Raw genomic sequence first — 26,746 nt, 5'->3', positions numbered from 1 at the left:
ACAGCGTCATGGCAGCACCATGGTCCCTGCGTGGCTTCACCGGTGCCGGATACGACAAGGGGCAGCCCCTGCTGGTTCAGGCCGCCTGGTTCGCCGTCCTGCACCTCGTCTTCGTCAAGTGGTGGTGCCCGGACCGCTGGCGGCCCCCGCTGCTGCGGGTCTTCGGCGCCCGGATCGGCCGGCGCGTGCTGATCCGGCACGGCGTGCGGGTGCACTGGCCGTGGAAGCTGGAGATCGGCGACGACGTGTGGATCGGCGAGTCCGCCTGGATCCTCAATCTCGAACCCGTCGCGATCGGCAACGACTGCTGCATCTCGCAGGGCGCACTGCTGTGCACGGGCAGCCATCTGCGCCGCTCCCCCACCTTCGAGTACGACAACGGCCCCATCCGGTTGCGGCCGGGCAGCTGGGTCGCCGCCCGGGCGGTCGTCCTGCGCGGTGTCATCGTCGGCGAAGGCGCCGTGGTGGGCGCCGGCGCCGTGGCACACCGGGATCTGGCGCCGGGCACCGTTCTGCCGGCGGGCGGCGGCGCGCCAGGGACGACCGCGTCCGCACACAGGAAAGAGGTCAGCGCATGAGAGTGGTCCAGGTGGTCACGCTCGTCAGCGACGACGGGACCTTCGGTGGCCCGCCGAGCGTGGCGATCGCCCAGTTGCAGGAGATGGCCGAACGCGGCCACGACGTGCGACTGGTGTCGCTGTGGCGGGGCGGCGTGCCGGCTCCGCCGCGCATCGGCGCCGTCCCCTTCGTCTCCCGCCGTGCGCGGACCGTGGTCCCGGGGCAGGGGTGCCTCGGCCTCATGCATCCCCTGCTGCTGTGGGACCTGTGGCGGGCCATGGGGCGCGCCGACGCGGTGCACCTCCATGTCGGCAGGGACCTCGTGTCCCTGGCCGCGCTCGCCGTCGCCCGGCTGCGCCGTGCCGACTTCGTCGTCCAGACACACGGCATGGTCGAGCCCCGGACAGGTAAAGTCGCGCGCGTCTTCGACAGTGTCTACGTCCCCTCGCTCCGCAGGGCGCGCTGCTGCCTCGTGCTCACCGAGCGGGAACGGCGGGCCCTGACCGCTGTCCTGGGCACGGCGCAACCGCCGCTGGTGACGCTGGCCAACGGGATGCGCCGGTCCTCCGAGGCGCGGCACGAGCGGGAGCGCGACGCCCGCGAGGTGATCTTCCTGGCCCGGCTGCACCCGCGTAAACGCCCCGAGGCGTTCGTGGAGATGGCCGCCCTGGTGCACAAGGAGATCCCGGAGGCGCGGTTCACCCTCTACGGCGCCGACGAGGGATCGCTGGGCCAGGTGAAGCAGCTCGTCGCCGACCGTGGGCTGACCGATGTCGTGCGCTACGGCGGCCCGCTGGCGCACTCCGCGGCGCTGGCCGCCTACCGCAGGGCCGGCGTCTACGTCCTGCCCAGTGTGAACGAGCCGTTCCCCATGACGGTCCTGGAAGCGCTGGCAGAAGGAACGCCCGTCGTGTGCACGAGCAGCTGCGGCATCGCGAAGGAACTGGCGGGCAGGCAGGCCGCGCTGGTGACCGATGGCAGCCCGGAGGCCTTGGCCGAGGCGGTGGGCCGGCTGCTCACCGACGAGGGGCTGCGCCGGCGGCTGGTCGACGCCGGCCACCGGGCGGTCGAGGAGGTCTTCTCCATCCGCGCGGTGGTGGACCGCCTGGAGACCATCTACCGGGACCGGTCCCGTGGGAGGGACGCGTCCCGGCGGGCGATGCCCTCGCGGTAGCGGAGACGGCGCCGGCGGACGGAGACCCTTGGGGAGTCCGTCCGCCGGCCCGGACGACCGCGCCGCCTCAGCGCGCCGCAGCGCCGGACACCGCCCTGAGGATGTCCTCGAAACGAGAGGCAGAACCCTCCAGAGCGAACTCGCCCTCGGCCAGGACACGGCTCTGCTTGCCCAGGGACGCGGCGAGTTCCGAGTCGGACAGGACGTCCCGGACCCAGTCGGCGGCGTCGTCCAGCGAGGACTCCTGCGGCGGGAAGACCGCCGAGCCGGCCTGGTGCAGCAGTCGGGCGGCCAGGTTGTCGGCGGGCATCAGACCGAGCACCGGACGCCCGGCGCACAGGTAGGACAGGGTCTTCGACGGGACCGAGAACATCCCGGCGTCCCCTTCGAGCAGGACGACGAGCACGTCGCCCGTGCCCAGTACCTCCGGCAGCCGCCGGTAGGGCTGGAAGGGCAGCAGCGTCAGCTCGACCCCGCGGGCGGCGGCGGCCTCCTCGAGGACGGGCACGGCCGGGCCCTCGTTGACGACGACGAGACGCACCCGCTCGCCCCGCCGGCGCAGGCGCTCCACCAGCTGCACCAACAGGACGGGATTGTGCTTCAAGCCGAGCGTGCCGGCGTAGAGCAGGGTTTTCACGCCACTCAGCCGCTGCTCCTGCGACCATGAGTTGTCCCTGGTCACGGGGACGATCTCGTCCAGCGGCGCCCAGTTGGGGATCACGGTGACCTTGTCGGCGGTGCCCCACCGGCGGTGGACCTCGACGAAGGAGTCGGCGATCACCACGATGGCCGCGGCCTGGCGGGCCGCCCACTTCTCGCCGGCCCCGAACACCTTCGCCGCGACGCCCATCGCGCCCGCGACGTCGGCGGCGGCGAAGCTCTCGAGGGCGACCGCGGTGATGTCCTGGTGCCACAGCACCCAGGGGATGCGCAACCGTTTCAGGACCGCCGCGGTCACGGTGAGGACCGGGATGGGCAGGTTGGACAGCAGCGCCACGTCGGGCCGCTCACGTCCGACCTGCCGGGCCAGTTCGATGCCCAGCCGGGTCTCCTGGAAGAGCCGGTGCACATAGGCCTGCTTTCTCAGCACCGTGCGCTCTCCGATGGTGGCGAAGCGCAGGCCGGCGACGTCGGCCGCGAGGTCACCCTTGCCGCTGAGATAGGCCGCGCAGGTCGAGTGGACCACCGCGTGCCCGCGGTGTGCCAGCTCCCGGCTGAGCTGGGCTTGGAAGGGATGACCGCTGTAGTCGTGAACGAAGATCCTCATCGGCTTGTCGCGCCCTCGCACCGGGGCTCAGCCCTGCGAGCGCTTCACCTGGTCGTAGACCCAGGCGTAGGTCCGCTCCAGGCCGCTGACCAGGGGGATCGAGGGTTCCCAGCCGTAGATCTCACGGATCATGGTGTTGTCGGAGTTGCGGCCGCGGACGCCCTGGGGAGCGTCGCACCTGTAGTCGCGCTCGCAGCGGATGCCCGCGATCTCCTCGACGATGTCGACGAGCTGATTGATGGTCACCAGCTCCGAGGAGCCGAGGTTGACCGGTGCCCCACTGTTCCCGTGCATGATCATCTGCGTGCCGTGCAGGCAGTCGTCGATGTACATGAACGAACGGGTCTGCTGCCCGTCGCCCCAGATCTCGATCCGGTGGTCACCCGAGAGCACGGCCTCGGCCACCTTGCGGCACACCGCCGCCGGGGCCTTCTCACGGCCGCCGGCCCACGTGCCGTGCGGGCCGTAGACGTTGTGGTAGCGGGCGACGCGGGTGGTGAACCCGTAGTCCTCCGCGTAGTGCCGGCACATGCGCTCCGAGAAGAGCTTCTCCCAGCCGTAGCCGTCCTCCGGCTGCGCCGGGTACGCGTCCTCCTCCTTCAGCGCGGTGACGTCCGGGTCCGTCTGCTTGCCAGCGGCGTAGACGCACGCGGAGGAGGAGTAGAAGTAGCGCTCGGCACCGGCCTCGTGGGCGGCCTGCAGCATGTGGGTGCTGGTGAGCACCGACATCATGCACGCGGTCTTGTTGTTCTCGATGAAGCCCATGCCGCCCATGTCCGCGGCCAGCATGTACACCTGCCGGGCCCCCTGGACGCCCTCGCGTGCGCTGTCCAGGAGCGACAGGTCCGCGATCACGTTCTCGGCGTCCTCGTGGACCTGGTACCACTTGTGCCGGGGCTTGATGTCGACGGAGCGGACCGTCAGCCCCTGGGCCAGCAGGGCGCCCACGAGGTGCCCGCCGATGAATCCCCCACCACCGGCTACGACGGCGTCTACCTGCTTGTGCATGGACAACTCCTTGGGTGAAGGGGGGATCTGGGACGCGGCCGGTCGTGTCGTCGTCACCGGCTTGCGCGCGGACAGAATATTCCGTTATGTCCTTTTTGCTCGCATTGGCGCGCGCTCGACTCCATATCCCACCTGCCGCCAACAGGGGCGGATCGCGCCTGATTTATACGCGCCTGTGATGACTTGCGGCATAACGGCGCTATATCTCTGCCAGTGAGGTTTCCGCAGCAGCACCCGCCGACCACGCCCGTCCTGGAGCAGGGCACTCGCGTCCGCAGTGTGCCCGCGGCCTGTGTCCTGGCCGTCGTACTGATCGTCCTGCTGCCGGTGCTGGTCCTTCGGCCGCACCACGGGCCGTTGCCGCTGGCGCTCGTGCTGCAGGGCGTCGTCGTGGCGCACACCGGTGGCGCCCTCACCCGGGTGCTCACCGCGCCCAGGATCCGGCTCGTCGGCCTCGGATTCTGGATGTTCTCCTACATCTGGCTGGGGCTGGCACCCCTGCCGATGCTCAGCTCGGACACCTACCCCTGGCCGTACCGGGCCGGCGAGGAGACCTCCCTGTGGGCCGTGGCGCTGGTCGAGCTGGGGCTGCTCGCCTACAGTGCCGGAACCGCTCACGCCGCAGGGCGCGCGCGTCTGCGCGCCGCCCGGCCCGGCAGGCTGGAACGGCTGCTCGCGCGCCGCGTCTCCCCCTGGCGGGTCCTCCTGTTGTGCGGCTTGGCCCTGGCGCTCGCAGCGTTGCTGATCCCCGGCCAATCGGGCGGCGTCGGCGCCTACTTCACCAGCCGTGAGGCCGTCAGGGAAACCGGTGCCCTGGACGCGGGGCCGGACGCCTTCCTGCAGCCGCTGCGCAGCTGGTCCCTGTCCGTGCCGGCCTTCTGGGCCCTGCTGAGCCTGCTGCGCCTGCCGAACGGCGACCGCATGCTGCGCGGCCTGCGGTGGCTGCTGCTGCCGCTGCTGGTCGGGGTGAACCTCATCGTCAACAACCCCATCAGCAAGCCGAGGTTCTGGGCCGGCACGGTGCTGCTGACGCTGCTGTTCAACGTGCCCCGGCTGTGCCGGCCCCGGGCCTCCCGCGCACTCGCCGTCGCGGTCCTCGGCACGGTGCTCGTCGCCTTCCCCTACAGCGACTACTTCCGCTACGACGACCGGCACGCGGTCTCCGTCGTCTCACTGTCCGAGCAGTTCACCACCAAGGGCGACTACGACGCCTTCCAGCAGGTGCAGACCGGTCTGGACTACGCACGGGAGAACGGGTTCTCCCCCCGGCAGGCGCTCGGCCCGGTCTTCTTCCTGGTGCCGCGCTCGGTATGGCCCGACAAACCCGACGACACCGGCATCGCGCTGGCGCAGTACGCCGGTTACGACTTCCTCAACCTGTCGGCGCCCCTGTGGATCGAGGCCTATCTGTGGGCCGGCCCGCCCGCCGTGGCCCTCGTGTTCTGCCTGCTGGGCATGGCGGGACGCCGGATGGACGAGGTCCGCGACCGCCTGCAGGACCGGCCCGGCAGCCTGGCGGTCCTGGTGGTACCCGCCTTCGCCTTCTACCAGTTGATGTTCCTACGCGGCAGCCTGCTCGGCATCACCGGCCCGATGCTGCTGCTGCTGACCGTGCCGCTGCTCATCTCCGCGCCGGCCCGCCGGGCAGCCGACTCCGCCGTACCGGCGCCGCTGTCCCCCTTCACCCCGCACGCATCACTTCCTCACACAGGAGGACACCTGTGACCGGCCCCATCCCCTTCGACGACCGTTTCGACCAACCGGAACAGCTCCGCGATCAACTGCGCCTGCTGATGCGCCACCGCGTCGCGATGGCGCTGGGAGTCGCCCTGGGCCTGCTCGGCGGGCTGGCCGCGGCCTGGTACTGCGCCGGCACCTACAGTGCCACCAGTGACGTTCTGGTCCGCGCCGGCGCCGACCCGTTCGACACGGTCAGCCTGCCCGTCGACAACCAGATCAGCATGGTCACCGAACAGCAGATCGCCACCAGCGCGGCCGTCGCCGTCCGGGCCGCGCACACCCTGGCACAGCCGGAGAGCCGCGTCGCGGCCCTGCAGGATCATCTCCGGGTCACCAACCCGGGGAAGTCCCAGGTGCTGCACTTCGAGTTCACCGCTGGCAGCCCGGGGCAGGCCGCACGTGGCGCCAACGCCTTCGCGGAGGCCTATCTCGCCGACCGCAGGAGCCGTAACGACGCGGCGGTGCGGCGGGCCGTCGACGGCGTGAATCAGCAGATCACCGCGCTGGCCCGGCAGCCGAGGAGGGACACGGACAACGCTGGCGGCGAGATCGACACCCTGCGCAGGCGCGCGGCCGAGATCAGCGCGCGCGACACCGACGGCGGCGACGTCGTCCGCAGGGCCGTGGCACCCAGCCGGCCCGCGGGTCCGGGGGCGCGGGTCCTGGCCGTCCTCGGACTGGCCGGCGGTGCCGTCCTGGGCGTCCTGCTGGCCTGGCTGTGCTCGGCCCTCGACAGCCGGGTACGGTCGGCCCGCGAGGTCGAGGCCGCGCTGGGCGCTCCCGTACTGGCCACCCTGCCACACGACGGCGCGGGCGACGCCGTGCTGACCGTGGGCCGCACGGATGGCGCCCGGACCCGAGCCTATCGGTCCCTGGCCGTCCGCACCGGGCTCTCGGCGGGCAGCGACCGGCTCCTCGTCGTGGCACCGCGGGCCGGCGACAGTGCCGGGGCGGTCGCCGCGAACCTGGCCGCGGCCTTCGCGGAGTGCGGACGGGAGGTCGTGCTCGTGGAGGCCGACCCCGACACTCCGGGCCTGGCCGCCGGCCTGCCGCTGGTGCCCGAGGAGGAGCGCACCGGGCAGGAGACCTCCCTGCCCGAGGGAGCTGTCCTCGTCGACGCGGGCCGGGCGGGACGGTTCGTTCTCCGACCCGGTGGCGGCAACGGCCGGCCCCCGCACACCGACGTGCCCGAGGCGACGGACCGGACGGCGTCCGACACCTGCTCGCCCATCACGGTCATCGCCGGCGGGTCCCTGCTGGAGCACCCGAGTGCGCTGGCGGCGACGGCCCAGCGCTCCGGCGGAGTCCTGGTGGTCACCGGATGTGACACCCGGCGGGAGGACCTCAGGCAGGTGGGCGAGCTGATCAGCTGTTTTGGCGCGCGGCTGCTGGGCGCCGTGGTCGACGCCGGACGGGCGCGGCGCGGTGCCGCCGTGCTCCGCCGCACGAAGCCCGGCCCCGGGCCCGAGGGCGTCCTGCCGGGCGCGCAGCCCGCGGGACAGCATGACACCCTGACGGCCTCCAGGGGATGACGGCGCCCGGGGCGGCCCCTCCTGCCACCACCGGGGCTCCTGCCCGCAGCACGGTCGCCGCCGCCGCCCGGGGCGGGTTCTGGGGCGCGATGGGCTCCGCGACGAACGCCGTGTTCGCCTTCCTGCTGGTCGGCCTGATCACTCGGGCGGTCGGAGCCCAGGGGGCCGGGGCGATCTTCACGGGTGTCGCCGTGTTCACCATTGCCAGCAACGTCTGCAAGCTCGGCGCCGACACCGGGCTCGTCCGCTTTCTCCCCGGGGATCTCGCCCTCAACGGCGGCCGCTCGGTGGGCTCCCTGCTGCGCATGGCGGTCCTCCCGGCGGTGGCCGCCGCCACGGCGACCGCCGCCGTGCTGCTGTACCCCGGTGTGGCCACGACGCTCCTGCCGCACCTGCCGCGCGCCGACGCGCTCGCCCTGATCCGGTTCTTCGGCCTGGTCCTGCCGGCTGCCACGGTCAGCCTCGTCCTGCTGGGCGCCACGCAGGGCTACGGCACGGTGGTGCCGTTCGTCTCCGTGGAACAGATCGGCAAGCCCGTGCTCCGGGTGCTGATCGCAGTGCCCGTGGCGTACTGGGCGCCCGGCCTGCTGTCCCTGGCGGCGGCCTGGCTGCTGCCGGCACTGGCCGGGCTGTTGGCCGCATGGCTGGGCCTGCGCCGCTGCCGGACTCCCCGGTCCACGGCGGCACCCGTGGGCGACCCCGCTGTGTCCTGGCGGGAGTTCTGGGCCTTCGCCGCGCCTCGCGCGGTGTCCTCCGTCTTCGACATCAGCGCGGTCTGGGTCGGGGTCATCCTCCTGTCGGCGCTGGCCACCGACGCCGAGGCGGGCATCTACACGGCCATCGGCCGCGTGGTCACCGCGGGCACCCTCCTCCAGCTCGCCGTCCGCCTGGCCGTCGCGCCCCAGCTCAGCCGGCTCCTCGCCGTCGGTGAGACCGCCGAGGCCCAGCACCTGCACCGCGTCTCGACCTGCTGGATCGTCCTGTTCTCCTGGCCGCTGTTCGTCCTGATCGCCGGCTTTCCGCGCACCGTCCTCGCCGTGTTCGGGCCGGAGTTCACGCAAGGAGCGCCTGCGCTCGTCGTCCTGTGCGCCGCGGCCGTCGTCAATGTGGCGGTCGGCAACGCCCAGACCGTGCTCCTCATGGCCGGCAAGAGCACGTGGCACCTGGCCTGCACCGCCGCGGCGTTCGCCGTGCAGCTCACCGTGGGCCTCCTCGCCGTGCCCCGGTGGGGGATCCTCGGCGCAGCCGTCTCCTGGGGTGCGGCCGTCGTCGTCGAGAACCTCTCGGCCGCCCTGCTGGTCGGGCTGCGCCTCGGCTTCACGACCGTGGCCGCCGGTTACACACGCGCCCTCGGTGTCGCCGCGGCCGTTTCGGTGGTGCTGGCAGGTGTGCGCACCCTGTCGGGTGACACACCGTCAGGACTCGCCTACAGCCTGACTATCGGAATGTTCGTATTTGGTACTTTCCTGTGGCGATACCGCACGCCGCTGGGAGTGAGCGAGCTGGCCCAGGTGCTGCGCCGTCGCACCGCTTGAGGCATCGCCTCAACCCGCCCGCCCCTTCCCTCCGAGGTGTCCCTTGCGCCAGAGCAAGCTCCGCAAGAAGGCGGTCACCGGTACGGCTGCCGCGCTCATGTGCGCAGGCACCCTGCTCTGCTCTCCCGCCGCCGCGGCCGCAGGGCACGAACCGGCAACGCTCTCCGCCGATCCGCTGGCCACCTGGCAGACGGACGGCATCGTCTGGTCCCTGGCCTACGCCCGCGGTGTCGTGTACGCCGGGGGTTCCTTCGGTGCCGTCCGCCCACCGGGCGCCGCCCCCGGCACCCGGCAGGTCACCCGGCACAACTTCGCCGCGTTCGACGCGGCGACCGGGCGGCTGCTGCCTTGCGCCCCCTCCTTCACCTCCGGTGGCGGCCCGTACAGCGCCGGCACGGTACGGGCCCTGAAGGCCTCCGCCGACGGCCGGGTGTTGTACGTGGGCGGCAACTTCGGCCGCGTCGGGGCCACGGGCGTGGCCAACGCGGTGGCCCTGGACACCGGCGGCTGCACCCTGCGCAGGGACTTCCGGCCCGCGGTGTCCGCGACCGTCCGCGCCATCGAGACGACCGGGCAGACGGTCTACCTCGGCGGCGACTTCGAACAGGTCGACGGCCGCGCCAGGCAGCGCGTCGCCGCCCTGACCCGCGAGGGCTCTCTCCTGCCCTTCCACGCGGACGTCGACCTTCCGGTCCGCGCCCTGGCCGCCGTACCCGGGCAACGCGACCTCCTGGTCGGAGGCGACTTCGAGTGGGTCAACGGCAGCCAGGTCCGCTCCCTGGTCACACTGGACGGCACCACCGGAGCGACGGTCCGCACGTATCCGGGCTGGCTGCCGCCCCGTTCGACGGTCAAGTCGATCGCGCAGGACGCCTCCCGCTTCTACATCGGTGCCGAAGGGAACGGGCCGGGCATCTTCGACGGACGCATCGCGGGCCGTCTCCGCGACGGCGCGATGGTGTGGAAGGACACCTGCCGCGGCGCCACCCAGGCCGTGCTACCCCACAACGGCGTTCTCTACAGCGCCTCCCACGCGCACGACTGCTCCCGGACCCCCGGCGGCTTTCCCGAGCAAGGTGTCCGGCACACCCTCCTGGCCCAGTCGCTCAGCGACAGGAGAATCCTGCACTGGTTCCCCGACACCGACCGCGGACTCGGCGAGGGAGTGGGTCCACGCGCCCTGACCCTGGCGGGGAACACCCTGTGGGTCGGAGGTGAGTTCACCCGGGTCAACGACCAGCCCCAGCAGGGACTCACCCGCTTCGGCACCACGGCCCCCGCGAGCGTGCCCCGGCCGCCCGCGCTCACGCTCGTGTCCGCGCGCCCGGGAAAGGTCACCCTCGGCTGGCGTGCCGCATGGGACCGCAACACCTCGGTCCTGACCTACCGGCTCTACCGGGACGGAAAGCTCATCTCCCGGCAGGCCAGGCCATCCACGTCCTGGGAGCTTCCGGACATGAGCTACACCGACTCCGTGGCCGCCAGCACCCGCCACCGGTACACGATCGAGGTCACCAATGGCACCCGCGTCTCGCCCCGGTCCTCCTCGCTGTCCGTGACGGTGCCCGCGCGACGCAACCGGCCGAACGGAGCGTGACACCCGTGGAAGCGACACGCACCGGGTACGCGTCCGGCGTCTGGGACCTGTTCCACATCGGGCACCTCACCATTCTGGGCAGGGCACGCCGGCACTGCGACCGCCTCGTTGCAGGGGTGGCCTCCGACGAGCTGACCAAGCGCCTCAAGGGCAGGCCGCCGGTGATCCCGCTGGCCGAGCGAATGGAGATCGTCCGCAGCGTGCGGTACGTCGACGACGTCGTCGTGGAGACACACGTGGACAAACTGCAGATCTGGAAACAGGTCGGCTTTGACGTCGTGTTCAAGGGAGACGACTGGAAGGGCACCCCCAAATGGGAGATCCTCGAACGCCGGTTCGCGAAGGTCGGTGTCGAAGTCGTCTATTTCCCCTACACCGCCCACACGTCCAGCACGCTACTGCGCAGGGCGCTGGAGCTGATGCAGCTCGCGGAACCACTTCACGAGGAAGGCCACCACGAACAGGACATGAGCCGCTGTCAGCATGCAGTACAGGGCAAGGAAGAGGTCGGGACTGCCCAGAAATAGAAAGCAGACGCAGGTCGTACCGTAGTCGACCGGCAGGAGCAGGACGGAACCCCACGCCGAGGCGGCGGCACCGCCGCCCCTTCCCGCCACCGCCTGCTGCTTGAGCTGCTGGGTGAGAATACCGGCGAAGAAGATCGCCACCGCCGCCAGCTGGAAGGTCATGGGGGCCAGCAGAAAAAGCGGGTCGGGAAGGGCGAAGAAGCGGTAGAACGCCACCAGCACCACCAGATGCAGACTGACGATCTTGACGCAGTCCAGCACATGGTCCAGCCATTCGCCCGACAGGCTCGTGGCGCGCTGGCTCCGCGCGAGCTGACCGTCCGCGGCATCCAGGGCGAAACCCAGGGACAAGGCCACCGCGACACAGACCGACATCCCGACCCCGGGCCGCAGCAGGGCCACGGTCGCCAGGGCCGGAAAAGTGAAAAGCGCACTGAGCAACGTCAGCTGATTGGGCGTCGCACCCATCCGGGAGGCCAGTACCGCCATCACACGGCCGGCCGGTCGGTTGACGAACCGGGTGTAGGCCGACACCCCTTTCGCCGACTTCTGTGCCGCCGACAGCTGCCTCAGCATCTCCGCGAACTCGGCCATACCCCTCCTTGGTGACAATCAAGTGAGAAAGGAAGGCAACTATGACAGAAGCGAGTGGCGAGAAGGCCCGCAATCGTCGGCACGTTCTGCGCGGCGGAACATCGTTGCTGGTCGGGGCGGCCTTCCCCACGGGCAGCGCTTCCGCCAAAAGTGCGTCCGCCAGAGACCGCGCCGTCGGGCCCATGTCCTCGGTCAACGTCGTCGACCTCGGTGCCGTGGGCGACGGACGCACCGATGACACACAGGCGTTCGAAACTGCCTACGCGCTCGCCGCCGCCCGCGTCCGCGACGGGGTCGGCCGACTGGTGGTGGACATTCCCGCCGGCGACTTCCTCATCACCCGCCCGCACGCCCTGTTGAACGGCGTCGCCCCGCCCCGGCCCGCGAACGGCCTGCGCTTCGTCGGAGCGGGCAAGAACATGACCACCCTCGTCTTCCGCCCGGGCACCGGCCCGGGCTCCTACTTGTGCCGCAATGAGGACTGCTGGGCGAACGTCACCTTCGAGCGCATGCGGTTCCGCTCCGACACACCGGGTGCGTCCTTCTTCAGTTCGTACTCCGACGGAGAGGCTCAGGACTACCGGTTCTACGAGTGCGAGTGGCTCGGGGAATGGGAATACGGCCTGGCCCTCGACGGAACGAACACCAACTCGGAAATGCTGTGGCAGGCCTGCACGGTCGCCGGCAGCTACCGCAAGGCGTTCCTCTACTCAGGGCTCACAGGGCACAAACAGGCCAGCCCGAACGAGCAGGACCAGTTCCTGAACTACTGGTTCACCGACATAAAGGTCGAATACGAGTGGGGCAACTTCCTGGAGTTCCCCTACGGCGGATCCATCTCCTGCCGCGGCGGCTCCTACATCATCACCGGCAAACGCCCCCAGAACACCGCGGAGTACGGCACCACCAGCACCTTCTTCCGCTTCCCGGTCAGCCAGCACCACGATTCGGTGCAGCGCTTCCACGCCCAGGACATCCGGTTCGAGGTGCGCAACCCCGACGTGCGGATCATCGACTGCGTCTGGAGCAGCGGAACGGTCCACTTCACCGACTGCGACGACACCGCGAACGCCTTCAAGGACTTCTCCGCCGAAGTCCGCCCGCACCGCTACACGGTGGGCCCGCGCGGACCCCTGATCCGCTACGACTCCTGTCAGCTCGTCGGCCGCCACCAGTTCCGGCCAACGCAGGGGCAGGGGGCCCTGCCGACCGTCGTCCGGTACGACATGTGCCTGCTCCGGAACCACCCGCGGACCCAGTTCGCCGTCACCGACCGCAACGGCACCGCCCCCTTCGTACGGTTCATCGACTGCATCGACACCGAGCCCCCGGGCGCCGCGGCTCCCCCGGTGACGCCCAGCACCCCGGCGGCGGCGCCCGGCCCGGCCCCGCGGCACGGCTGAGGGGGCCCGGGACGTCCCGGGCCCCCTCAGCCGTGTGTCTTCAGTACTTGGTGGTCTTCAGGCAGAAGTCGATGCGGGTGAGGTCCGCAAACTTGCCGGCCGAGTTGACCGGGGCGTGCAGCGGTCCGTCCGCCGCGATGCCTTCGGGGTGACCGTTCGAGCTGTCGTAGGTAACCACGCTGGAGCCGGCGGTGCCACCCGTCACGATGACCCGGACAGCCGCCCGGTGGGCGGAAGTGGGGATGCTGAAGCTGAACACCTGCCCCTGGGCGGTGCTGCTGACGGTGAGCTGGAAGTTCCCGTCGCCGGGGATCGCGACGGACCTGGTCATGGGGTTGATGACGCTGACCGCGGTCGTGCCCGCGGGGCAGGTCGGCGGAGGGGGCGGCGTGTGACACCCGCACCCGGACGCGGGCGGCTTCGTCTGGCACGTCGAGCACCCGGTCGGGGGCTGGGTCGTCGTCTTGCACGACGTGCACGCCTGCGTCGCCCGGGGCATGGCGTGGGCCGACGCGGGTCCGACAGCGAGGCCGAATGCCACGCTCGCGGTCAGGCCGACGCCGGCGAGCCCCGCTCCCCAACTCAACCGCCGTGACTGCGTCTTTGTTCGGGCAGCTACTCGCATGACGAGTACTCCTCCTCGTTGCTTGGGTACCAGAAATCGGGTACCGATTCGCCCGAGATTCGCACGGATAACATGCCGTCACGGGTTGCGACTCCTTTTCCTAGGCCATTCGAGCGCAGGTAAGGGCCTGAAGGGCTGAGCGCGCCGTCGCGGCATCGCAGTAATGCCGGACCGGGTGTCTACTTTCGAGTTCCATGCACCCAAGGAAAAGCACGACCAGGACCGCGACCACGGCTTGCACGGTGTTCCTCCTGGCGGCCGCTTCGCTCACCTCCGCTTTCGGCGCGCAGGCACGCGACACACAGAGCCTGCATGACGGGAGAATCCCGCGTGGGGAAGAGCCCCCGCATCGTGAAACCGCTTGGACCGCCGCGCCGTTGCCGACCTGGCAGACGGACGGTGTCGTCTGGTCGGTCGAGTACGCACGCGGCGTCGTCTACGTCGGAGGCACCTTCGGCAGCGTGCGCCCGCCCGGCGCGAAGCCCGGCCACAAGGCAGTGGTCAGGAAGAACTTCGCGGCCTTCGACGCGGCGACCGGCGAACTACTCCCGTGCGCCCACTCCTTCACGGGTGGCGGCGGGACGGTACGGGCACTGAAGGCATCGCCCGACGGCAAAGTGCTGTATGCCGGTGGATCGTTCGGCAAGGTCGACCACACCGGTGTGGCCAGTGCGGTCGCGCTCAACACGGCCGACTGCTCGCTGCGGCGGGACTTCCGCCCCGCCGTGACGGCGACCGTGCGGGCCATCGAGACCACCGGTGCGACCGTGTACCTGGGCGGGGATTTCACCGTCGTCGACGGCCGGGAGAGAAGGCGCGCCGCGGCGTTCAGCCGCAGCGGCACACTGCTGCCGTTCAAGGCGGACATCGACGAGCCGGTCCGGGCCGTCCTCGCGGCACCCGACCGGAACAAGGTGCTCCTCGGCGGCGACTTCCACCACGTCAACGGCAAGCGGGAGCAGGCACTGGTCGCCCTTGATCCCACGACCGGCGCCACGGTGAAGTCCTTCCCGGACTGGCTGCCGGAACGATCCTCGGTGACCTCGCTGACCCGCAACGGCGACCGCTTCTACCTGGGCGCCGAGGGTGAGGGGACGGGCATCTTCGACGGCCGTGTCGCGGGCCGGCTGAACGACGGCACGATGGTCTGGAAGGACACCTGCCTGGGCGCCACCCAGGATGTCGTCGTGTACAGGAACGTCCTGTACAGCGCCTCCCACGCCCACTACTGCGGCCTCACCCCCGGCGGCTTCCCCGACGGACCCCGGCGGCACTTCCTGGCCCAGTCGATCGGTGACCGGAGCATCCTGCACTGGTTCCCCGACACCGATGACGGCATCGGTGAGGGAGTCGGCCCCCGAACGCTCGTGACGGCCGGGAGGGTCCTCTGGGCGGGCGGCGAGTTCACCATGGTCAACGGCAAGCCGCAGCAGGGCCTGACGCGTTTCGGGGCCGGACCCGGCGACGCGGCCCCGGAGGCGGCACCCCGTCTCACGGGCGAGCGGGCCCGCACCGGAAGGGTCAGGCTCACCTGGCGTGCCGCATGGGACAGGGACGACGCGCAGCTGACGTACCTGATCTACCGGGACGGTGAGCTCGTGGCCTCGCCGAGGCAGCGGTCGGTCGAATGGGACCGGCCGGAGATGGCGTACACGGATTCCGTCCCTGCCGGCTCACGTCACCGGTACACGATCGCCGTCACCGACGGGAAGCACACGACACCCCGTTCGGAGCCGCTGGACCTGAGCGCCTGAGGGGCCGGTCATGTGGTGATGGACTCCCTGCTCTGGTTGGGTACCAGGACCGGCGTCGCGGTGGTGCCGAGCAGTTCGCGGTACACGTCGATCACCGCGTCCGTGGTCTGCTGTACGTCGTGGGCGGCGAGCACGTGCGCGCGGCCCTGCGCGCCCAGTGCCGCGCGCAGCGGTGCCCGGCGCAACAGCGCCGTCAGGGCCCGTGCCAGCAGGTCGGGGTCCTCCGGCGGCACCAGGCAGTGCGGCAGATGCCCGGGCGGCAGGCTCTCGCGTGCCCCGTCCACGTCCGTGACCAGGACGGGCCGGGCACAGGCCATCGCCTCCAGCGGCACGAGTGCCATGCCCTCCCAGCGGGACGGCAGGACGACGACGTCGGCGGCCCGGTACCAGGGGGCGGCGTCGGGTGCCGGGCCGGCGAACTCCACCGACGCGGGCGCGAGCGCCCGCAGCCGGTCGGCGTCCGGACCGTCGCCGACCAGCACCAGCCGGGCGGCGGGCTCCTGCCGCACGACGGCGGGCCAGGCCTCCAGGAGCACGTCCTGGCCCTTCTGCCGGCACAACCGCCCCACGCACACGACGAGTGGGCCCGCCGTGGACCGGGCGGTGCTGCCCTCCGGCCGGAACCTGCTCGTGTCGACGCCGTTGGGAATCACCTGCCACTCGGCGGTGATACCGCTCTGTTCCCCGGTACGCCGCTCCGCCTCGCTCGCGCACAGCACACGCGTCGCCCAGCGCGCCCCGAACTGCTCCCAGCGCAGCGCCGCTTGGGCCATGACGCCGTCCACGGCCTCGAACGACCACACGTGCGGCTGGAAGACGGTCGGGAGCCGGCCGCGCACCGCGAGCCGTGCCGCGAGCCCCGCCTTCGCGCTGTGCGCGTGCACCACGTCGGGCCGCACCTCGCGCAGGAGCCGTGCCAGTCTCGCCACCTCACCGGGGAGTTGGGGCCCCGGCGCGCGGGTCGCGTCCCAGGGCAGGACCCGGCAGCCGGCCGTGCGCAGGGCGTCCGTGAGCATGCCGCCCCGTGGGCAGGCCACGGCGACACGCAGTCCCGCGGCGCGCTGTGCCGCCGCCAGATCCGCCACGAACCGGGCGACGCCGCCCTCCACGGGCTGCGTGATGTGCAGGACGTGCGGCTCGCGTGCGGCGGACCGCGTCGCACGGCGCGGGACGGAACCGAGGGGAATGCGCATGACCAGGGCTTCCCTTCCGAAGAAACATTCCGAACGCGTCACGGAGCGCGTGAACGCAGTTTCGGCATAAACGCATCGGATTCAGTAGGCAACACTAGCCGCTTATCCGTCTTTTCCCGGGAAGCCGTCAACCGTGTCGAAAACACGCCCTCATTCAGGGGATTAATCCGATAAAAATGTCGCCTAGTCATTCAGGATGTATGAGTTCCGGGAACTTGTCGCCCCGGAGTTTCCCGCGGCGACTTTCACTCGTTAGCCCAGCGGAAGCCAGATGAAAGGAACCCAATGAAGAATCTGAAGGCTGCCGCGCTCATGGCCGGCGCTCTGGCCATCGCCGGCGCTGCGGCGCCCGCTGTTGCCGCGGACCTGCCGGGTCAGGGCCTCCTCGAGGACGGGAAGTCGGTCGCCCGCACCCTCCCCCACGCAGCCGAGATGCCGACGGGTGAACTGGCCAGCAACGTCAAGCAGACGGCGCAGGGCGTGAAGAAGTCCGGCGTGGTCAAGACGCCCGTCTTCGGCGGCGCCCTGCCGAACCCCCTCAACGGCAAGCCGCCCGTGGCGCTTCCGCTCAAGTAGAGGACATGCCCTGCCGGGCCGCAAAGGCCGGCTCCGCCTGCCGCGGAGCCGGCCTTCTTCGTGTTGCGGGAAAAGCGGTGTGCGGGAAAAGCAGATGGCGGCCCGCCGAGCGTCGGCGGGCCGCCAGGCTGCTGAGGACTGCTCAGAAGAACAGGCCGCCGGTGTACGAGCCGAGCTGCGACTGGTCGACCGGCGCCGTGTTGCACGCGGCGTAGTGCGAGTTCGGCGCGATGGTCGCGGCGCCGCCCAGGACGCCGACGGCACCGTTGGACCACGGCGCGATGCAGCGGCCGTCGACGAGCGAGCCGTTGGAGACGAGGAGGCCCTGCTGAGGGGAGTTCACGACGACCGGGGACTCCGAGAAGCCGTCGCCGCCGGTGACGTTGGTGTTGTTGTCATCGGCCGCAGCGGCGCCACCGGCCGCCAGGACGAGGCCTGCGGCCAGGACGGACAGGGCCGTAACCTTCTTACGCATGGATGCGCCTTTCAGATGGGAGGGGCGGGTCGGGCGGGAACGTCTGCCGACGTCCCCGCCCAGCTCCGGATGGTTCGGAGCGCAAAGGGGGGCTCAGAAGAACAGGCCGCCGGTGTACGGAGCCTTCTGCGACTGGTCGACCTTGGCCGTGTTGCAGGCGGCGTAGTGCGAGTTCGGCGCGATGGTCGCGGCGCCACCGATGACGGCGCCGACGGCGCCGTTGGACCAGGGCGCGACGCAGCGCAGATCGACGAGCGTGCCGTTGGAGATCACGGCGCCCTGCTGCGGGGCGTTCACGACAACCGGGGACGACGAGAAGCCGTTGCCGCCGGTGACCGTCGTGCAGTTGTCGGCTGCGGCAGTGCCGGTGGCCGCGAGGACGACGCCCGCGGCGAGGGCGGAGATGGCCGTAACCTTGTTACGCATGGAGTGTCCTTTCCGGACTGCGAGGGGGTTCACCTGCTCGGACGACTCGGAGCAGGGGTCAGAAGAGCCAGCCGCCCTGGTAAGGGGCCTTCTGTGACTGGTCGACCGTCGCGGTGTTGCAGGCGGCGTAGTGCGAGTTCGGCGCGATGGTCGCGGCGCCGCCGAGGACGCCGACGGCACCGTTGGACCACGGCGCGATGCAGCGGCCGTCGATGAGCGAGCCGTTGACGACAACCACACCCTGCTGGGGGGCGTTCACGACGACCGGGGACTCCGAAAAGCCGCCACCGCCAGTGACGTCGGTCGTGTTCGAGTGGGCGGAGGCAACGCCGGCGCTGCCGCAGAGGGCGCTGAGGGCGAGGGCAGTGACGACCGCGAACTTCCTGGTCAACTCGGTTCCTTCCTGGATTCACGGTAAGCCGCGCTTACATAGCAAGAAACCGAAATATGTGGCGAAAAGTCACGCGGACAACGCTCATTCGGAGCGGATTCCACCGGATGGCGGAACAACTCCGTCCGCCCATTACCCCGACCGTATGCACCGTAATAAGCCCGACGTGCGTCCGGCCCACTGGCAAGGAGGAGTCCAGTGGGCCGGACAGGCTTGAGGCGTATTTTCCGGCACGCATCGGGCGCCGGGCGGGTACGGAGCCACCGGTCCGGCCGCGACCTCTGGAGCTGGTGGCTCAGAGGCGCCGAACGGGGGTCGAACCAGGCGTCCACCGGGGCGTTCCCACCCCGCGGCACTGCGGCGTCGGCCGCGGGTCGGGGTCTTCGGCGGACCAGAACCGGATCAGAGTGTCGGAATTCCGGTCCCGTCTCTGTCTTGCGAGCGGTTTCCGTGTCACCCCTGGTTGAGCAGGCTGCCGACGCCGGAGCTGGTCGGCCCGTTGAGCGGGTGGAGCTGAACGGAGCCCGAGCCGAGCGGATTCTTCACCGGAATCGCGGGCTTCTTGTTGCTGCTGCGGCCCATACCGTCCAGGTACACCCCGGAGACCTTGGCCGCCTTGTTCTTGCCGGTGACCGTCGACGACTGGGCGTCGAACGCGCTGCCCTTGGTGAGGTTGCCCTGCTTGGCCACCCGCATCACCGTGTCCGCCGCGGGCACGAGCGCCGGAGTCACCTCGGTCTGGGACATGAGGCCGAGCGGGCCGGTTTGGGGGGCAGGTGCCTTGGTGGCGGCCGAAGCCGCCACGGCGGAACCACCCACAAGACCCGCACCAATGGCCAATGCCGCAGTGGTGAAAACTGCCTTCTTCATGATTCACCTCACTTGAAGTTACCTCTGATCCGACAGACGCAGAACATAGCAGTCCGCAGTCGATTCAAAGCGAGGCACTACTCCATACGCGTGAATACAAAGGGAGTGAAGAAGCGCATTACTCTGGATTCCCTGAAGTTATTCACATGTGGTCGGCGAATCGATTGATCGTAAAAGAAAACTATGACACCACGTCTTTTCGGGAGAATCCCCGGAAGGCCAGGGCGAACAGCACCAGCGCGTACGTCACCGAGATCGCGGTGCCCTGGATCATGCCGGACCACTCAGGGCGCGGCTGGACGGCGTCGGCCCAGGCGAACTGCCAGTGCGCGGGCAGGAAGTCGCGCCAGTGGCCGAGCGCGGTGACGGCGTCCAGGACGTTGCCGACGATGGTCAGACCGACCGCGCCGCCGACCGCGCCGAGCGGGGCGTCCGTCCTCGTCGACAGCCAGAACGCGAGCCCGGCGGTGACCAGTTGGGACACGAAGATGTACGCCACGGTCACCGCCAGGCGCGCCGCCGCCGTCCCGGTGTCCAGCGCACCGCCCGTCGGTATCTGCAGCGGGCCCCAGCCGTAGGCGGCCGTACCGGCCGCGAGGGCGACCAGCGGGAGCAGGATCATCGCGGCGAGGCTCAGCCCGAGCGCCACGGCCAGCTTGGACCACAGCAGCCGGGCCCGCGGCACGGGCGCGGCGAGCAGATAGCGCAGGGAGGACCAGCTCGCCTCCGAGGCGACCGTGTCCCCGCAGAACAGGGCGACCGGGATCACCAGCAGGAAGCCGGCCGAGACGAACAGGTTCACCGCGGCGAAGTTGGCGCCGGACGCGGTGGCCGTGTCCATCAGGGTGATCCGGCCGTTGCGGTCCGACGGGTCGCCGCCGATCGCGAAGGCGATCAGCAGCACGAACGGCAGCAGGGCGAGGACGGCGCCCATGATCAGGGTGCGGCGCCGCTTGAGCTGGCGGACCAGCTCCACCCGCAGGGGCAGGGTGTGCCGCGTCCGGTAACCGGAGGCGACCTCGGCGAGCGTGCTCATGCGGAACCTCCGATCAGGGTGAGGAAGGCGTCTTCGAGGCGGCGGTGCGGGCCTACCGAGGCGACGGGCACCTCGAGCCGGACCAGCTCCGCGACCAGCCGCTCGGCCGTGCCGCCGGGGTCCAGCCGGATCAGCAGCCCGCCGTCGGTGCGCGCGGCGGAGGCGACGCCGGGCAGCACGGCCACCTTCTCCACGACCGGCTCCTCCACGGGGGCCGCTGTGCCGACCAGCAGCGTGTCACCGGAGCCGGTGATCTCACCGACGGGACCGGCCTGGACGAGCCGGCCGCGGTCCATCACCACCAGGTGGGTGCAGGACTGCTCGACCTCGGCGAGGAGATGGCTGGAGACGATCACCGTACGGCCGCCGGCCGCGTAGCGGATCATCACCTCGCGCATCTCCCGTATCTGCGGCGGGTCGAGGCCGTTGGTGGGCTCGTCGAGGATGAGCAGGTCGGGCAGGCCGAGCATGGCCTGGGCGATGGCGAGGCGCTGGCGCATGCCCTGCGAGTAGGTGCGCACCGCGCGGGCGAGCGCGTCGCCGAGCCCGGCGATCTCCAGGGCCTCCTCCAGGTGGGCGTCCTGAAGCGGGCGGCCGGTGGCCTTCCAGTACAGCTCCAGGTTCTCCCGGCCGGACAGGTGCGGCAGGAAGCCCGCGCCCTCCACGAAGGCGCCGACCCGCGACAGCACGGGCGCGCCGGGCCGGATCGCGTGGCCGAAGACGCGGATCTCACCGTCGTCCGGGGTGATCAGGCCCATCAGCATGCGCAGGGTGGTGGTCTTGCCCGCGCCGTTGGGTCCGAGCAGGCCGAGCACCTGGCCCTTCTCCACCCGGAAGGACAGCTCGCGCACCGCGTACCGGTCGGCGGACTTCGCGTACCGCTTGCTCAAGTCCTTGATGACGAGCGGCACTTCGGCCAGCTCGGGGTCGGGTGCGGGGCCGGCCGTACGGCGGCGGGCGGTGAGCAGCAGGGCGAGCGCGACCGCCGCGCCGGCCGCCGGGAGCCACCAGACCCAGGCGGGCAGGGGTGCCGCGGCGGTGGTGACGGCGGGCGCCGTCGGCACGCTCAGGTCTCCCCTGAGGGAGACGGTGTACGTGGCTGGGGCGGCCGGTGAGGCGTAACCGAGGTCGGTGGAGGCGAGGACCAGGCGGAGCCGGTGGCCCTTCTGCACCTTGTGGTCGATGGCCGGGAGGGTGACGGCGACGTCCTTGCCGGCCCGGGCGCCGGTCACCCGGAAGGGGGCGACGAGCTGGGCGGGCAGCACCTGCCGGGTGCCGCCGGGGCCGACGTCGTAGACCTTGCCGAACAGGACGGCGTCGGCGCTGGTCGAGGTGATGTGGACGGTCGCGGTCGGGGTGCCGGTGATCTGCAGGTCGCGGGTGAGCGGCGCGGAGTCGAACCTGGCGTACTGCCCGGGGAAGTCGAGGGAGACGCCGAGGCCGAGCGCGGACAGCTGGGACAGGCCGCCGGAGCCCCCGAGGCCGGGCAGCGCGGAGACACCGGGCGGGCTGGCGCCGGCCGGGTTGGTGACCTTCTGCGTGCCGCCGGTCAGCGGGAGGGCGTGCGGGTGGGCGCGCAGGCCGGGGTAGGCGGCGGCGGTCGCGCCGCGCAACTGGGCGGTGCCGTCGGTGGAGTTCACGCCTCCGGTGCGGGTGATCCGGAAGGCCGGGCCGGTGTCGGCCGAGGCGTCGCGCTTCAGGTACCGGTCGAACCACGCACGCACGCGTGCCTGCACCCGGCCGGTCTCCATGTCCCCGCCGTCATGGCCGCCCGCGATCCAGTCGACGTCGACGGGTGCGCCGTTCGCCCGGATCGCCTCCTGGGCGGCGTCGGACTGGCCGAGGGTGAACAGGGAGTCGGTCTGGCCCTGCAGCAGCAGCGTGGGCACCTTGATGCGGGCGCCGACGGCCGAGGGCGAGCGCTGCTGGAGCAGCTCGCGAGCGGCCGCGTCGGGGGTGCCGGACTCGGCGACCCTGTCGTACATGCGGCACAGCGCCGGCTCGAAGCGGGCACAGCCGCCGCCGGTGTTGAAGAAGACGCCGGCCCACAGCTTCTTGAAGACGCCGTCCGGGAACAGGGCGTCGGCGAGGTTCCAGTACGTGATGGCCGGGGCGATGGCGTCGACCCGGTGGTCGTACCCCGCGGTGAGCAGGGAGATCGCGCCGCCGTAGGAGCCGCCGGCCATGCCCACGCGCGGGTCGCCGGGCTTGTCGAGCTGGACCTCGGGCCGCCGCGCCAGCCAGTCGATGAGCCGGGAGGCGTCGGCGACCTCGCCCTGCGGGTCGTTGAGCCCGATCTTCCCGGTGGACCTGCCGAAGCCGCGCGCGGACCAGGTCAGGACCGCGTACCCGTCCCGGGTGAGGTCCTCGGCCTGCTGCCGCATGTCGTCCTTGCTGCCGCCGAAGCCGTGCGCCAGCAGAATGGCAGGGTGCCGTCCGGCGGTGGCCGGGGTGAAGAACGAGGTGTCCAGGCGGACGCCGTCGACCGCCATGACCTGGTCGGTCCGGTGCGGCGGGGGCGTGTCACCGGATGCGGCGGCCGTCCATGTGCCGGCGCCGGCCAGCACCACGACGGCGGCCGCGGCGGCGACGAGCCGGCGCGGCCCCTTGAGCAGCCCTCGCCAGGAGGGCACCCGAAGATCCATGCCTCAACGGTACGGGCCGCCACCGACAACCGAGGGAGCCGGTGGGCTGAACCCCCGGCCCTCCCCCAGGCGTACGGGGCCTGCCCGGCGTACCGCAGCCGTGGTACGAAGGCCCATGGAGATTCGCCGGGCCACCACCGTCACCGAAGTCGTCGCCGCCGGGCACCTGTTCGACAACCCGGCGCGCCCGGAGTGGGCGGAGCGTTTCCTCACCACCGCCGGGCACCACCTGCTGCTGGCCTACGAGGAGGACGCGGTGGCCGGTTTCGTCAGCGGCGTGGAGACCGTGCACCCCGACAAGGGCACCGAGATGTTCCTGTACGAGCTGGCCGTGGACGAGCCGTACCGGCGCCGGGGCATCGGCCGGGCGCTCGTCCTGCGCCTCGCCGCGCTGGCCCGGGAGCGGGGCTGTTACGGCATGTGGGTGGGGGTCGAGGCCGGGAACGACGTCGCCCTTGCCGCCTATCGCAGTGCGGGCGGCGAGGACGACGGTTCGTGCACGGTGATGACCTGGGGGTTCTGACTACGCCTGCGCGCTCTCGGCCGCCGGGCCGGCCGTCGTGACCGGCGTGCCCTCGGCCGCCTGCTCCTCCTCGGCCGCGCGGACGTCCTCCGGCAGGGACACCAGCCAGCGGGTCTCGCGGCGCGGGCGCAGGTAGAAGGCCCAGTAGAGGGTGGCGACCGCGGTGATGCCGCCGGTCCACCACAGGTAGGACGGGTCCTGCTCGACCAGGATGTAGAGGAGGACGGCGATCAGCAGGACCGGCATCGCCGGCCACAGCGGCATCCGCCACGCCTTCCTGGTGCCGTGCACGCCGCGCCGGGAGAGCAGCGCGGCGATCGCGACCAGCAGGTACAGGCCGGTGACGGCGACGCCGGTGACGCCGTAGAGCGTGTCCAGGTTGACGAAGCAGAGGAAGGCACCCGGGACACCGACGACGAGGGTGGCGACCCAGGGGGAGCCGAACCGGCCGAGCTTGGCGAGGGCGCTGTTGACCGGGGCGGGCCAGGCCTTGTCGCGGGCGGAGGCGAACAGGACGCGGGAGTTCTGGATGACCATGACGATGCCCGCGTTGATGATCGCGAGGGCGACGCACAGGCTGACGAAGGTGCCGACGGCCGAGTTGCTCCAGGCGATGACCATGCTGGAGATGTCGCCGCCGGTCAGGGTCTTCAGGTCACCGGCGCCCAGGGTGATCGCCACGACCGGCACCAGGATGACGACGCTGGAGATGGCGAGGGTCGCGAGGACGGTACGGGCGACGCTGCGGCGCGGGTTCTCCAGCTCCTCGGAGAGGTAGATGGCGGTGGAGAAGCCCTGGGTGGCGAAGAGGGCGATGGCGAGCCCGGAGAGGACCATCATGGCCGTGACCGGGCTGACGTGCGCGTGGTCTCCGGCCACCTGCAGGGAGCTCACTAGGCTGCCCGCGCCCCGGTGGGAGTGGGTGAAGCCGAGCATCGCGACGACTCCCGCGGCGACGACCTCCAGGACCAGGAAGATGCCGGTGATCCAGGCGTTGGCGCGCAGGTCCAGCAGACCGGCGAGGGTGGCCGCGATCATCACGCCGGCGCCCGTCATGGACGGGTCGAGGTGGACGACCGGGGCGAGGTAGTCGGCGGTGCCCATGGCGATGACCGGAGGGACGATCATCACGACGAGGAGCGACATCACGAAGGCCAGCCAGCCGGCGAGCCGTCCGGCGAGGGTGGAGACGATGGCGTACTCGCCACCCGCGCTGGGAATGAGGGTGCCCAGCTCGGAGTAACAGAACGCCACGGGGATACAGAGCAGCGCGCCGATGGCGATGCAGAGCGCCGTCGCCGTGCCCAGGCTGGAGAACAGGTCGGGCACGATCACGAAGAGCGTGGAGGCGGGCGTGACGCAGGAGAGAGTCAGCAGGGTGCCGCCGACGACACCGATGGAACGCTTGAGCTTCTGGGGACTGTCAGAAGCGTCTATGACGGCTGTATCGACAGGGCGGAGCGTGTCGGTCATGCGGCGGTTCCGATCGACTCGTGTGACGTGAGGGTGGGGCTCGGGAGCGCGCTATCGCCTCCGGCGGATCGTGCTGCGTGTAATGTCTCGTCCGCTCCCGGCGGTGCATAGGGAACCCCGACGAAAACCGCCGCGTCAATGGGTGTTCACCTACGGAATCCGCAGCGAAAAAGCGATCAACAACGGATTCCCGTATCAACGGTCCACAATCTCGGGCTGTTGGGGCTGTACGAGAATCGCAGCCCGGCGGCCCAAAAAAACAGGGCCGTCCGCATAGCGGACGGCCCTGTCAGGCCCGGTCAGGCGCTCAGTGGTTGCGCGGGAAGCCCAGGTCCACGCCCGCCGGGGCGTCGGCCGGGTCGGGCCAGCGGGTGGTGACGACCTTGCCGCGGGTGTAGAAGTGCGTGCCGTCGTTGCCGTAGATGTGGTGGTCGCCGAAGAGCGAGTCCTTCCAGCCGCCGAAGGAGTGGTAGCCCACCGGCACCGGGATCGGCACGTTCACGCCGACCATGCCCGCCTCGATCTCCAGCTGGAAGCGGCGGGCCGCGCCGCCGTCCCGGGTGAAGATCGCGGTGCCGTTGCCGAACGGCGAGGCGTTGATGAGCGCCACGCCCTCCTCGTAGGTGTCGACGCGCAGCACGCACAGCACCGGGCCGAAGATCTCGTCCTGGTAGGCCTTGGCGGTGGTCGGCACCTTGTCGAGCAGCGAGATGCCGATCCAGTGGCCGTCCTCGAAGCCCTCGACGGTGTGGCCGGTGCCGTCGAGCACCACCTCGGCGCCCTCGGCGGCGGCACCGGAGACGTACGACGCCACCTTGTCGCGGTGGGCGGCGGTGATCAGCGGGCCCATCTCGGACGTCGGGTCGTTGCCCGGACCGATCTTGATCTTCTCGGCGCGCTCGCGGATCTTCTCCACCAGCGTGTCACCGATGGCACCGACCGCCACGACCGCCGAGATCGCCATGCAGCGCTCGCCCGCCGAGCCGTAGGCCGCGCTCACCGCCGCGTCGGCCGCCGCGTCCAGGTCGGCGTCCGGCAGCACCAGCATGTGGTTCTTGGCGCCGCCCAGCGCCTGCACCCGCTTGCCCTTGGCGGAGGCCGTGGTGTGGATGTAGCGGGCGATCGGGGTGGAGCCGACGAACGACACCGCCTTGACGTCCGGGTGCTCCAGCAGCCGGTCGACGGCCACCTTGTCGCCGTGCACGACGTTGAAGACGCCGTCCGGCAGCCCGGCCTCGCTCAGCAGCTCGGCGATCCGGATGGACGCCGACGGGTCCTTCTCGCTCGGCTTCAGCACGAACGTGTTGCCGCACGCGATGGCGATCGGGAACATCCACATCGGGACCATCGCCGGGAAGTTGAACGGCGTGATGCCGGCGACCACACCGAGCGGCTGGCGGATGGAGGAGACGTCCACGCGGCCGGCGACCTCCGTGGACAGCTCGCCCTTCAGCTGCACGTTGATGCCACAGGCCAGGTCCACGATCTCCAGACCGCGCGCGACCTCGCCCAGCGCGTCCGAGTGCACCTTGCCGTGCTCGGCGGTGATCAGCTCGGCGATCTCGTCGCGGTGCGCGTCGAGCAGCGCACGGAACCGGAAGAGGATGGTGGTCCGCTGGGCCAGCGAGGACTGGCCCCAGGTGGTGAAGGCGTCCTTGGCCGCCGCTACGGCCGCGTCCACCTCCTCCACCGACGCGAACGCGACCTTCGTGGTGACCGCGCCGGTCGCCGGGTCGGTGACCGGCCCGTACGTGCCCGACGCGCCTTCGACGGTCTTCCCGCCGATCCAGTGGTTGACGATCTTCGTCATGCCCAGAGACTCCT

Annotated in this window: 23 protein-coding genes and 1 pseudogene; 11 read left to right on the top strand and 13 right to left on the bottom strand. The window is 70.9% G+C overall.

The window, feature by feature from the left end; genetic code table 11:
- Positions 1–8: 8 nt before the first annotated feature.
- Positions 9–578 carry an LbetaH domain-containing protein gene (locus FB563_RS20135; RefSeq protein ID WP_055705033.1) on the top strand — a complete coding sequence of 190 codons (570 nt, stop codon included), beginning with the start codon at positions 9–11 and terminating at the stop codon, positions 576–578.
- Positions 575–1,732 (top strand): glycosyltransferase, encoded by a 1,158-nt coding sequence (locus FB563_RS20130; protein WP_055705034.1) that lies wholly within the window; start codon positions 575–577, stop codon positions 1,730–1,732. The genes FB563_RS20135 and FB563_RS20130 overlap by 4 nt, the downstream gene beginning before the upstream one ends.
- A 67-nt stretch (positions 1,733–1,799) precedes the next feature.
- Here FB563_RS20130 and FB563_RS20125 read toward each other — a convergent pair whose 3' ends face one another.
- Positions 1,800–2,999, bottom strand: coding sequence for a glycosyltransferase family 4 protein (locus tag FB563_RS20125; protein WP_055705035.1), 1,200 nt, complete (start codon positions 2,997–2,999; stop codon positions 1,800–1,802).
- Positions 3,000–3,026: 27 nt separating this feature from the next.
- Positions 3,027–4,007 (bottom strand): NAD-dependent epimerase/dehydratase family protein, encoded by a 981-nt coding sequence (locus tag FB563_RS20120; RefSeq protein ID WP_055705036.1) that lies wholly within the window; start codon positions 4,005–4,007, stop codon positions 3,027–3,029.
- A gap of 213 nt (positions 4,008–4,220) precedes the next feature.
- On the opposite strand from FB563_RS20120, the gene FB563_RS20115 reads away from it, so the two are divergent.
- From FB563_RS20115 to FB563_RS20095, 5 genes are read left to right on the top strand one after another with little or no spacing between them, the layout of a single operon-like run.
- Positions 4,221–5,732, top strand: coding sequence for a hypothetical protein (locus FB563_RS20115; RefSeq protein ID WP_234357634.1), 1,512 nt, complete (start codon positions 4,221–4,223; stop codon positions 5,730–5,732).
- Positions 5,729–7,279 carry a YveK family protein gene (locus FB563_RS44940; protein WP_055705037.1) on the top strand — a complete coding sequence of 517 codons (1,551 nt, stop codon included), beginning with the start codon at positions 5,729–5,731 and terminating at the stop codon, positions 7,277–7,279. Before FB563_RS20115 ends, FB563_RS44940 begins: the two co-directional genes overlap by 4 nt.
- Positions 7,276–8,814 carry a lipopolysaccharide biosynthesis protein gene (locus FB563_RS20105; RefSeq protein WP_055705038.1) on the top strand — a complete coding sequence of 513 codons (1,539 nt, stop codon included), beginning with the start codon at positions 7,276–7,278 and terminating at the stop codon, positions 8,812–8,814. The genes FB563_RS44940 and FB563_RS20105 overlap by 4 nt, the downstream gene beginning before the upstream one ends.
- A 43-nt stretch (positions 8,815–8,857) precedes the next feature.
- Positions 8,858–10,411, top strand: a complete 1,554-nt coding sequence (locus tag FB563_RS20100) for a fibronectin type III domain-containing protein (RefSeq protein WP_234357636.1) — start codon at positions 8,858–8,860, stop codon at positions 10,409–10,411.
- 5 nt (positions 10,412–10,416) lie between these two features.
- Complete coding sequence (locus tag FB563_RS20095) at positions 10,417–10,938, top strand: FAD synthase family protein (RefSeq protein ID WP_107100557.1); 522 nt, start codon at positions 10,417–10,419, stop codon at positions 10,936–10,938.
- Here FB563_RS20095 and FB563_RS20090 read toward each other — a convergent pair.
- Positions 10,822–11,532: pseudogene (locus tag FB563_RS20090) on the bottom strand (CDP-alcohol phosphatidyltransferase family protein); the annotation flags it as partial. The gene FB563_RS20095 and the pseudogene FB563_RS20090 sit on opposite strands and share 117 nt — an antisense overlap.
- A gap of 182 nt (positions 11,533–11,714) precedes the next feature.
- On the opposite strand from FB563_RS20090, the gene FB563_RS20085 reads away from it, so the two are divergent.
- On the top strand, positions 11,715–12,935 hold the full coding sequence (locus FB563_RS20085) for a glycosyl hydrolase family 28-related protein (RefSeq protein ID WP_107100558.1): 1,221 nt from the start codon (positions 11,715–11,717) through the stop codon (positions 12,933–12,935).
- Between the two features lie 40 nt (positions 12,936–12,975).
- Here FB563_RS20085 and FB563_RS20080 read toward each other — a convergent pair whose 3' ends face one another.
- Entirely contained in the window at positions 12,976–13,266 is a 291-nt protein-coding gene (locus FB563_RS20080) for a hypothetical protein (protein WP_055705040.1), read from the bottom strand.
- 671 nt (positions 13,267–13,937) lie between these two features.
- Here FB563_RS20080 and FB563_RS20075 point away from each other — a divergent pair.
- Positions 13,938–15,314 (top strand): hypothetical protein, encoded by a 1,377-nt coding sequence (locus FB563_RS20075; protein ID WP_063797043.1) that lies wholly within the window; start codon positions 13,938–13,940, stop codon positions 15,312–15,314.
- An 8-nt stretch (positions 15,315–15,322) separates the two neighbouring features.
- On the opposite strand, the gene FB563_RS20070 is transcribed toward FB563_RS20075, so the two are convergent.
- Positions 15,323–16,507: a glycosyltransferase family 4 protein gene (locus FB563_RS20070; RefSeq protein WP_055705042.1), complete on the bottom strand. Its 1,185-nt coding sequence runs from the start codon at positions 16,505–16,507 to the stop codon at positions 15,323–15,325.
- A 285-nt stretch (positions 16,508–16,792) separates the two neighbouring features.
- On the opposite strand from FB563_RS20070, the gene FB563_RS20065 reads away from it, so the two are divergent.
- Complete coding sequence (locus tag FB563_RS20065) at positions 16,793–17,083, top strand: hypothetical protein (RefSeq protein ID WP_055705043.1); 291 nt, start codon at positions 16,793–16,795, stop codon at positions 17,081–17,083.
- A 142-nt stretch (positions 17,084–17,225) separates the two neighbouring features.
- On the opposite strand, the gene FB563_RS20060 is transcribed toward FB563_RS20065, so the two are convergent.
- From FB563_RS20060 to FB563_RS20035, 6 genes are all read right to left on the bottom strand, one after another.
- Positions 17,226–17,558, bottom strand: a complete 333-nt coding sequence (locus FB563_RS20060; protein ID WP_142218830.1) for a hypothetical protein — start codon at positions 17,556–17,558, stop codon at positions 17,226–17,228.
- 93 nt (positions 17,559–17,651) lie between these two features.
- Entirely contained in the window at positions 17,652–17,984 is a 333-nt protein-coding gene (locus tag FB563_RS20055) for a hypothetical protein (protein WP_142218829.1), read from the bottom strand.
- A 58-nt stretch (positions 17,985–18,042) separates the two neighbouring features.
- Complete coding sequence (locus FB563_RS20050) at positions 18,043–18,375, bottom strand: hypothetical protein (protein ID WP_055705045.1); 333 nt, start codon at positions 18,373–18,375, stop codon at positions 18,043–18,045.
- Positions 18,376–18,828: 453 nt separating this feature from the next.
- Positions 18,829–19,122: a hypothetical protein gene (locus FB563_RS20045; protein WP_055705046.1), complete on the bottom strand. Its 294-nt coding sequence runs from the start codon at positions 19,120–19,122 to the stop codon at positions 18,829–18,831.
- Between the two features lie 304 nt (positions 19,123–19,426).
- Positions 19,427–20,281 carry an ABC transporter permease gene (locus FB563_RS20040; protein ID WP_055705047.1) on the bottom strand — a complete coding sequence of 285 codons (855 nt, stop codon included), beginning with the start codon at positions 20,279–20,281 and terminating at the stop codon, positions 19,427–19,429.
- Positions 20,278–22,926 carry a CocE/NonD family hydrolase gene (locus tag FB563_RS20035; protein ID WP_055705048.1) on the bottom strand — a complete coding sequence of 883 codons (2,649 nt, stop codon included), beginning with the start codon at positions 22,924–22,926 and terminating at the stop codon, positions 20,278–20,280. The genes FB563_RS20040 and FB563_RS20035 overlap by 4 nt, the downstream gene beginning before the upstream one ends.
- Before the next feature lie 115 nt (positions 22,927–23,041).
- Between FB563_RS20035 and FB563_RS20030 the strand changes: the two genes are divergently transcribed.
- Complete coding sequence (locus FB563_RS20030) at positions 23,042–23,449, top strand: GNAT family N-acetyltransferase (protein WP_055705049.1); 408 nt, start codon at positions 23,042–23,044, stop codon at positions 23,447–23,449.
- Here the strand turns inward: FB563_RS20030 and FB563_RS20025 are convergent, their stop codons facing one another.
- Positions 23,450–24,922, bottom strand: a complete 1,473-nt coding sequence (locus FB563_RS20025) for an APC family permease (RefSeq protein ID WP_079048637.1) — start codon at positions 24,920–24,922, stop codon at positions 23,450–23,452. It abuts the gene before it with no gap.
- Between the two features lie 307 nt (positions 24,923–25,229).
- Positions 25,230–26,732 carry a CoA-acylating methylmalonate-semialdehyde dehydrogenase gene (gene mmsA / locus FB563_RS20020; protein WP_055705050.1) on the bottom strand — a complete coding sequence of 501 codons (1,503 nt, stop codon included), beginning with the start codon at positions 26,730–26,732 and terminating at the stop codon, positions 25,230–25,232.
- Between the last annotated feature and the right edge of the window lie 14 nt (positions 26,733–26,746).

Source organism: Streptomyces puniciscabiei, assembly GCF_006715785.1.
Classification (GTDB): domain Bacteria; phylum Actinomycetota; class Actinomycetes; order Streptomycetales; family Streptomycetaceae; genus Streptomyces; species Streptomyces puniciscabiei.
This window is presented reverse-complemented; position numbering and strand designations above follow the sequence as displayed.

Bases quoted from the DNA above. Each gene is read 5' to 3' on its own strand.
- FB563_RS20045 (WP_055705046.1), bottom strand. From the start codon at position 19,122: ATGTCCCAGACCGAGGTGACTCCGGCGCTCGTGCCCGCGGCGGACACG.
- FB563_RS20135 (WP_055705033.1), top strand. From the start codon at position 9: ATGGCAGCACCATGGTCCCTGCGTGGCTTCACCGGTGCCGGATACGAC.
- FB563_RS20055 (WP_142218829.1), bottom strand. From the start codon at position 17,984: ATGCGTAACAAGGTTACGGCCATCTCCGCCCTCGCCGCGGGCGTCGTC.
- FB563_RS20120 (WP_055705036.1), bottom strand. From the start codon at position 4,007: ATGCACAAGCAGGTAGACGCCGTCGTAGCCGGTGGTGGGGGATTCATC.
- FB563_RS20085 (WP_107100558.1), top strand. From the start codon at position 11,715: ATGTCCTCGGTCAACGTCGTCGACCTCGGTGCCGTGGGCGACGGACGC.
- FB563_RS20080 (WP_055705040.1), bottom strand. From the start codon at position 13,266: ATGACCAGGTCCGTCGCGATCCCCGGCGACGGGAACTTCCAGCTCACC.
- FB563_RS20065 (WP_055705043.1), top strand. From the start codon at position 16,793: ATGAAGAATCTGAAGGCTGCCGCGCTCATGGCCGGCGCTCTGGCCATC.
- FB563_RS20070 (WP_055705042.1), bottom strand. From the start codon at position 16,507: ATGCGCATTCCCCTCGGTTCCGTCCCGCGCCGTGCGACGCGGTCCGCC.
- FB563_RS20130 (WP_055705034.1), top strand. From the start codon at position 575: ATGAGAGTGGTCCAGGTGGTCACGCTCGTCAGCGACGACGGGACCTTC.
- FB563_RS20105 (WP_055705038.1), top strand. From the start codon at position 7,276: ATGACGGCGCCCGGGGCGGCCCCTCCTGCCACCACCGGGGCTCCTGCC.
- FB563_RS20035 (WP_055705048.1), bottom strand. From the start codon at position 22,926: ATGGATCTTCGGGTGCCCTCCTGGCGAGGGCTGCTCAAGGGGCCGCGC.
- FB563_RS20030 (WP_055705049.1), top strand. From the start codon at position 23,042: ATGGAGATTCGCCGGGCCACCACCGTCACCGAAGTCGTCGCCGCCGGG.
- mmsA (WP_055705050.1), bottom strand. From the start codon at position 26,732: ATGACGAAGATCGTCAACCACTGGATCGGCGGGAAGACCGTCGAAGGC.
- FB563_RS20025 (WP_079048637.1), bottom strand. From the start codon at position 24,922: ATGACCGACACGCTCCGCCCTGTCGATACAGCCGTCATAGACGCTTCT.
- FB563_RS20040 (WP_055705047.1), bottom strand. From the start codon at position 20,281: ATGAGCACGCTCGCCGAGGTCGCCTCCGGTTACCGGACGCGGCACACC.
- FB563_RS20125 (WP_055705035.1), bottom strand. From the start codon at position 2,999: ATGAGGATCTTCGTTCACGACTACAGCGGTCATCCCTTCCAAGCCCAG.
- FB563_RS20060 (WP_142218830.1), bottom strand. From the start codon at position 17,558: ATGCGTAAGAAGGTTACGGCCCTGTCCGTCCTGGCCGCAGGCCTCGTC.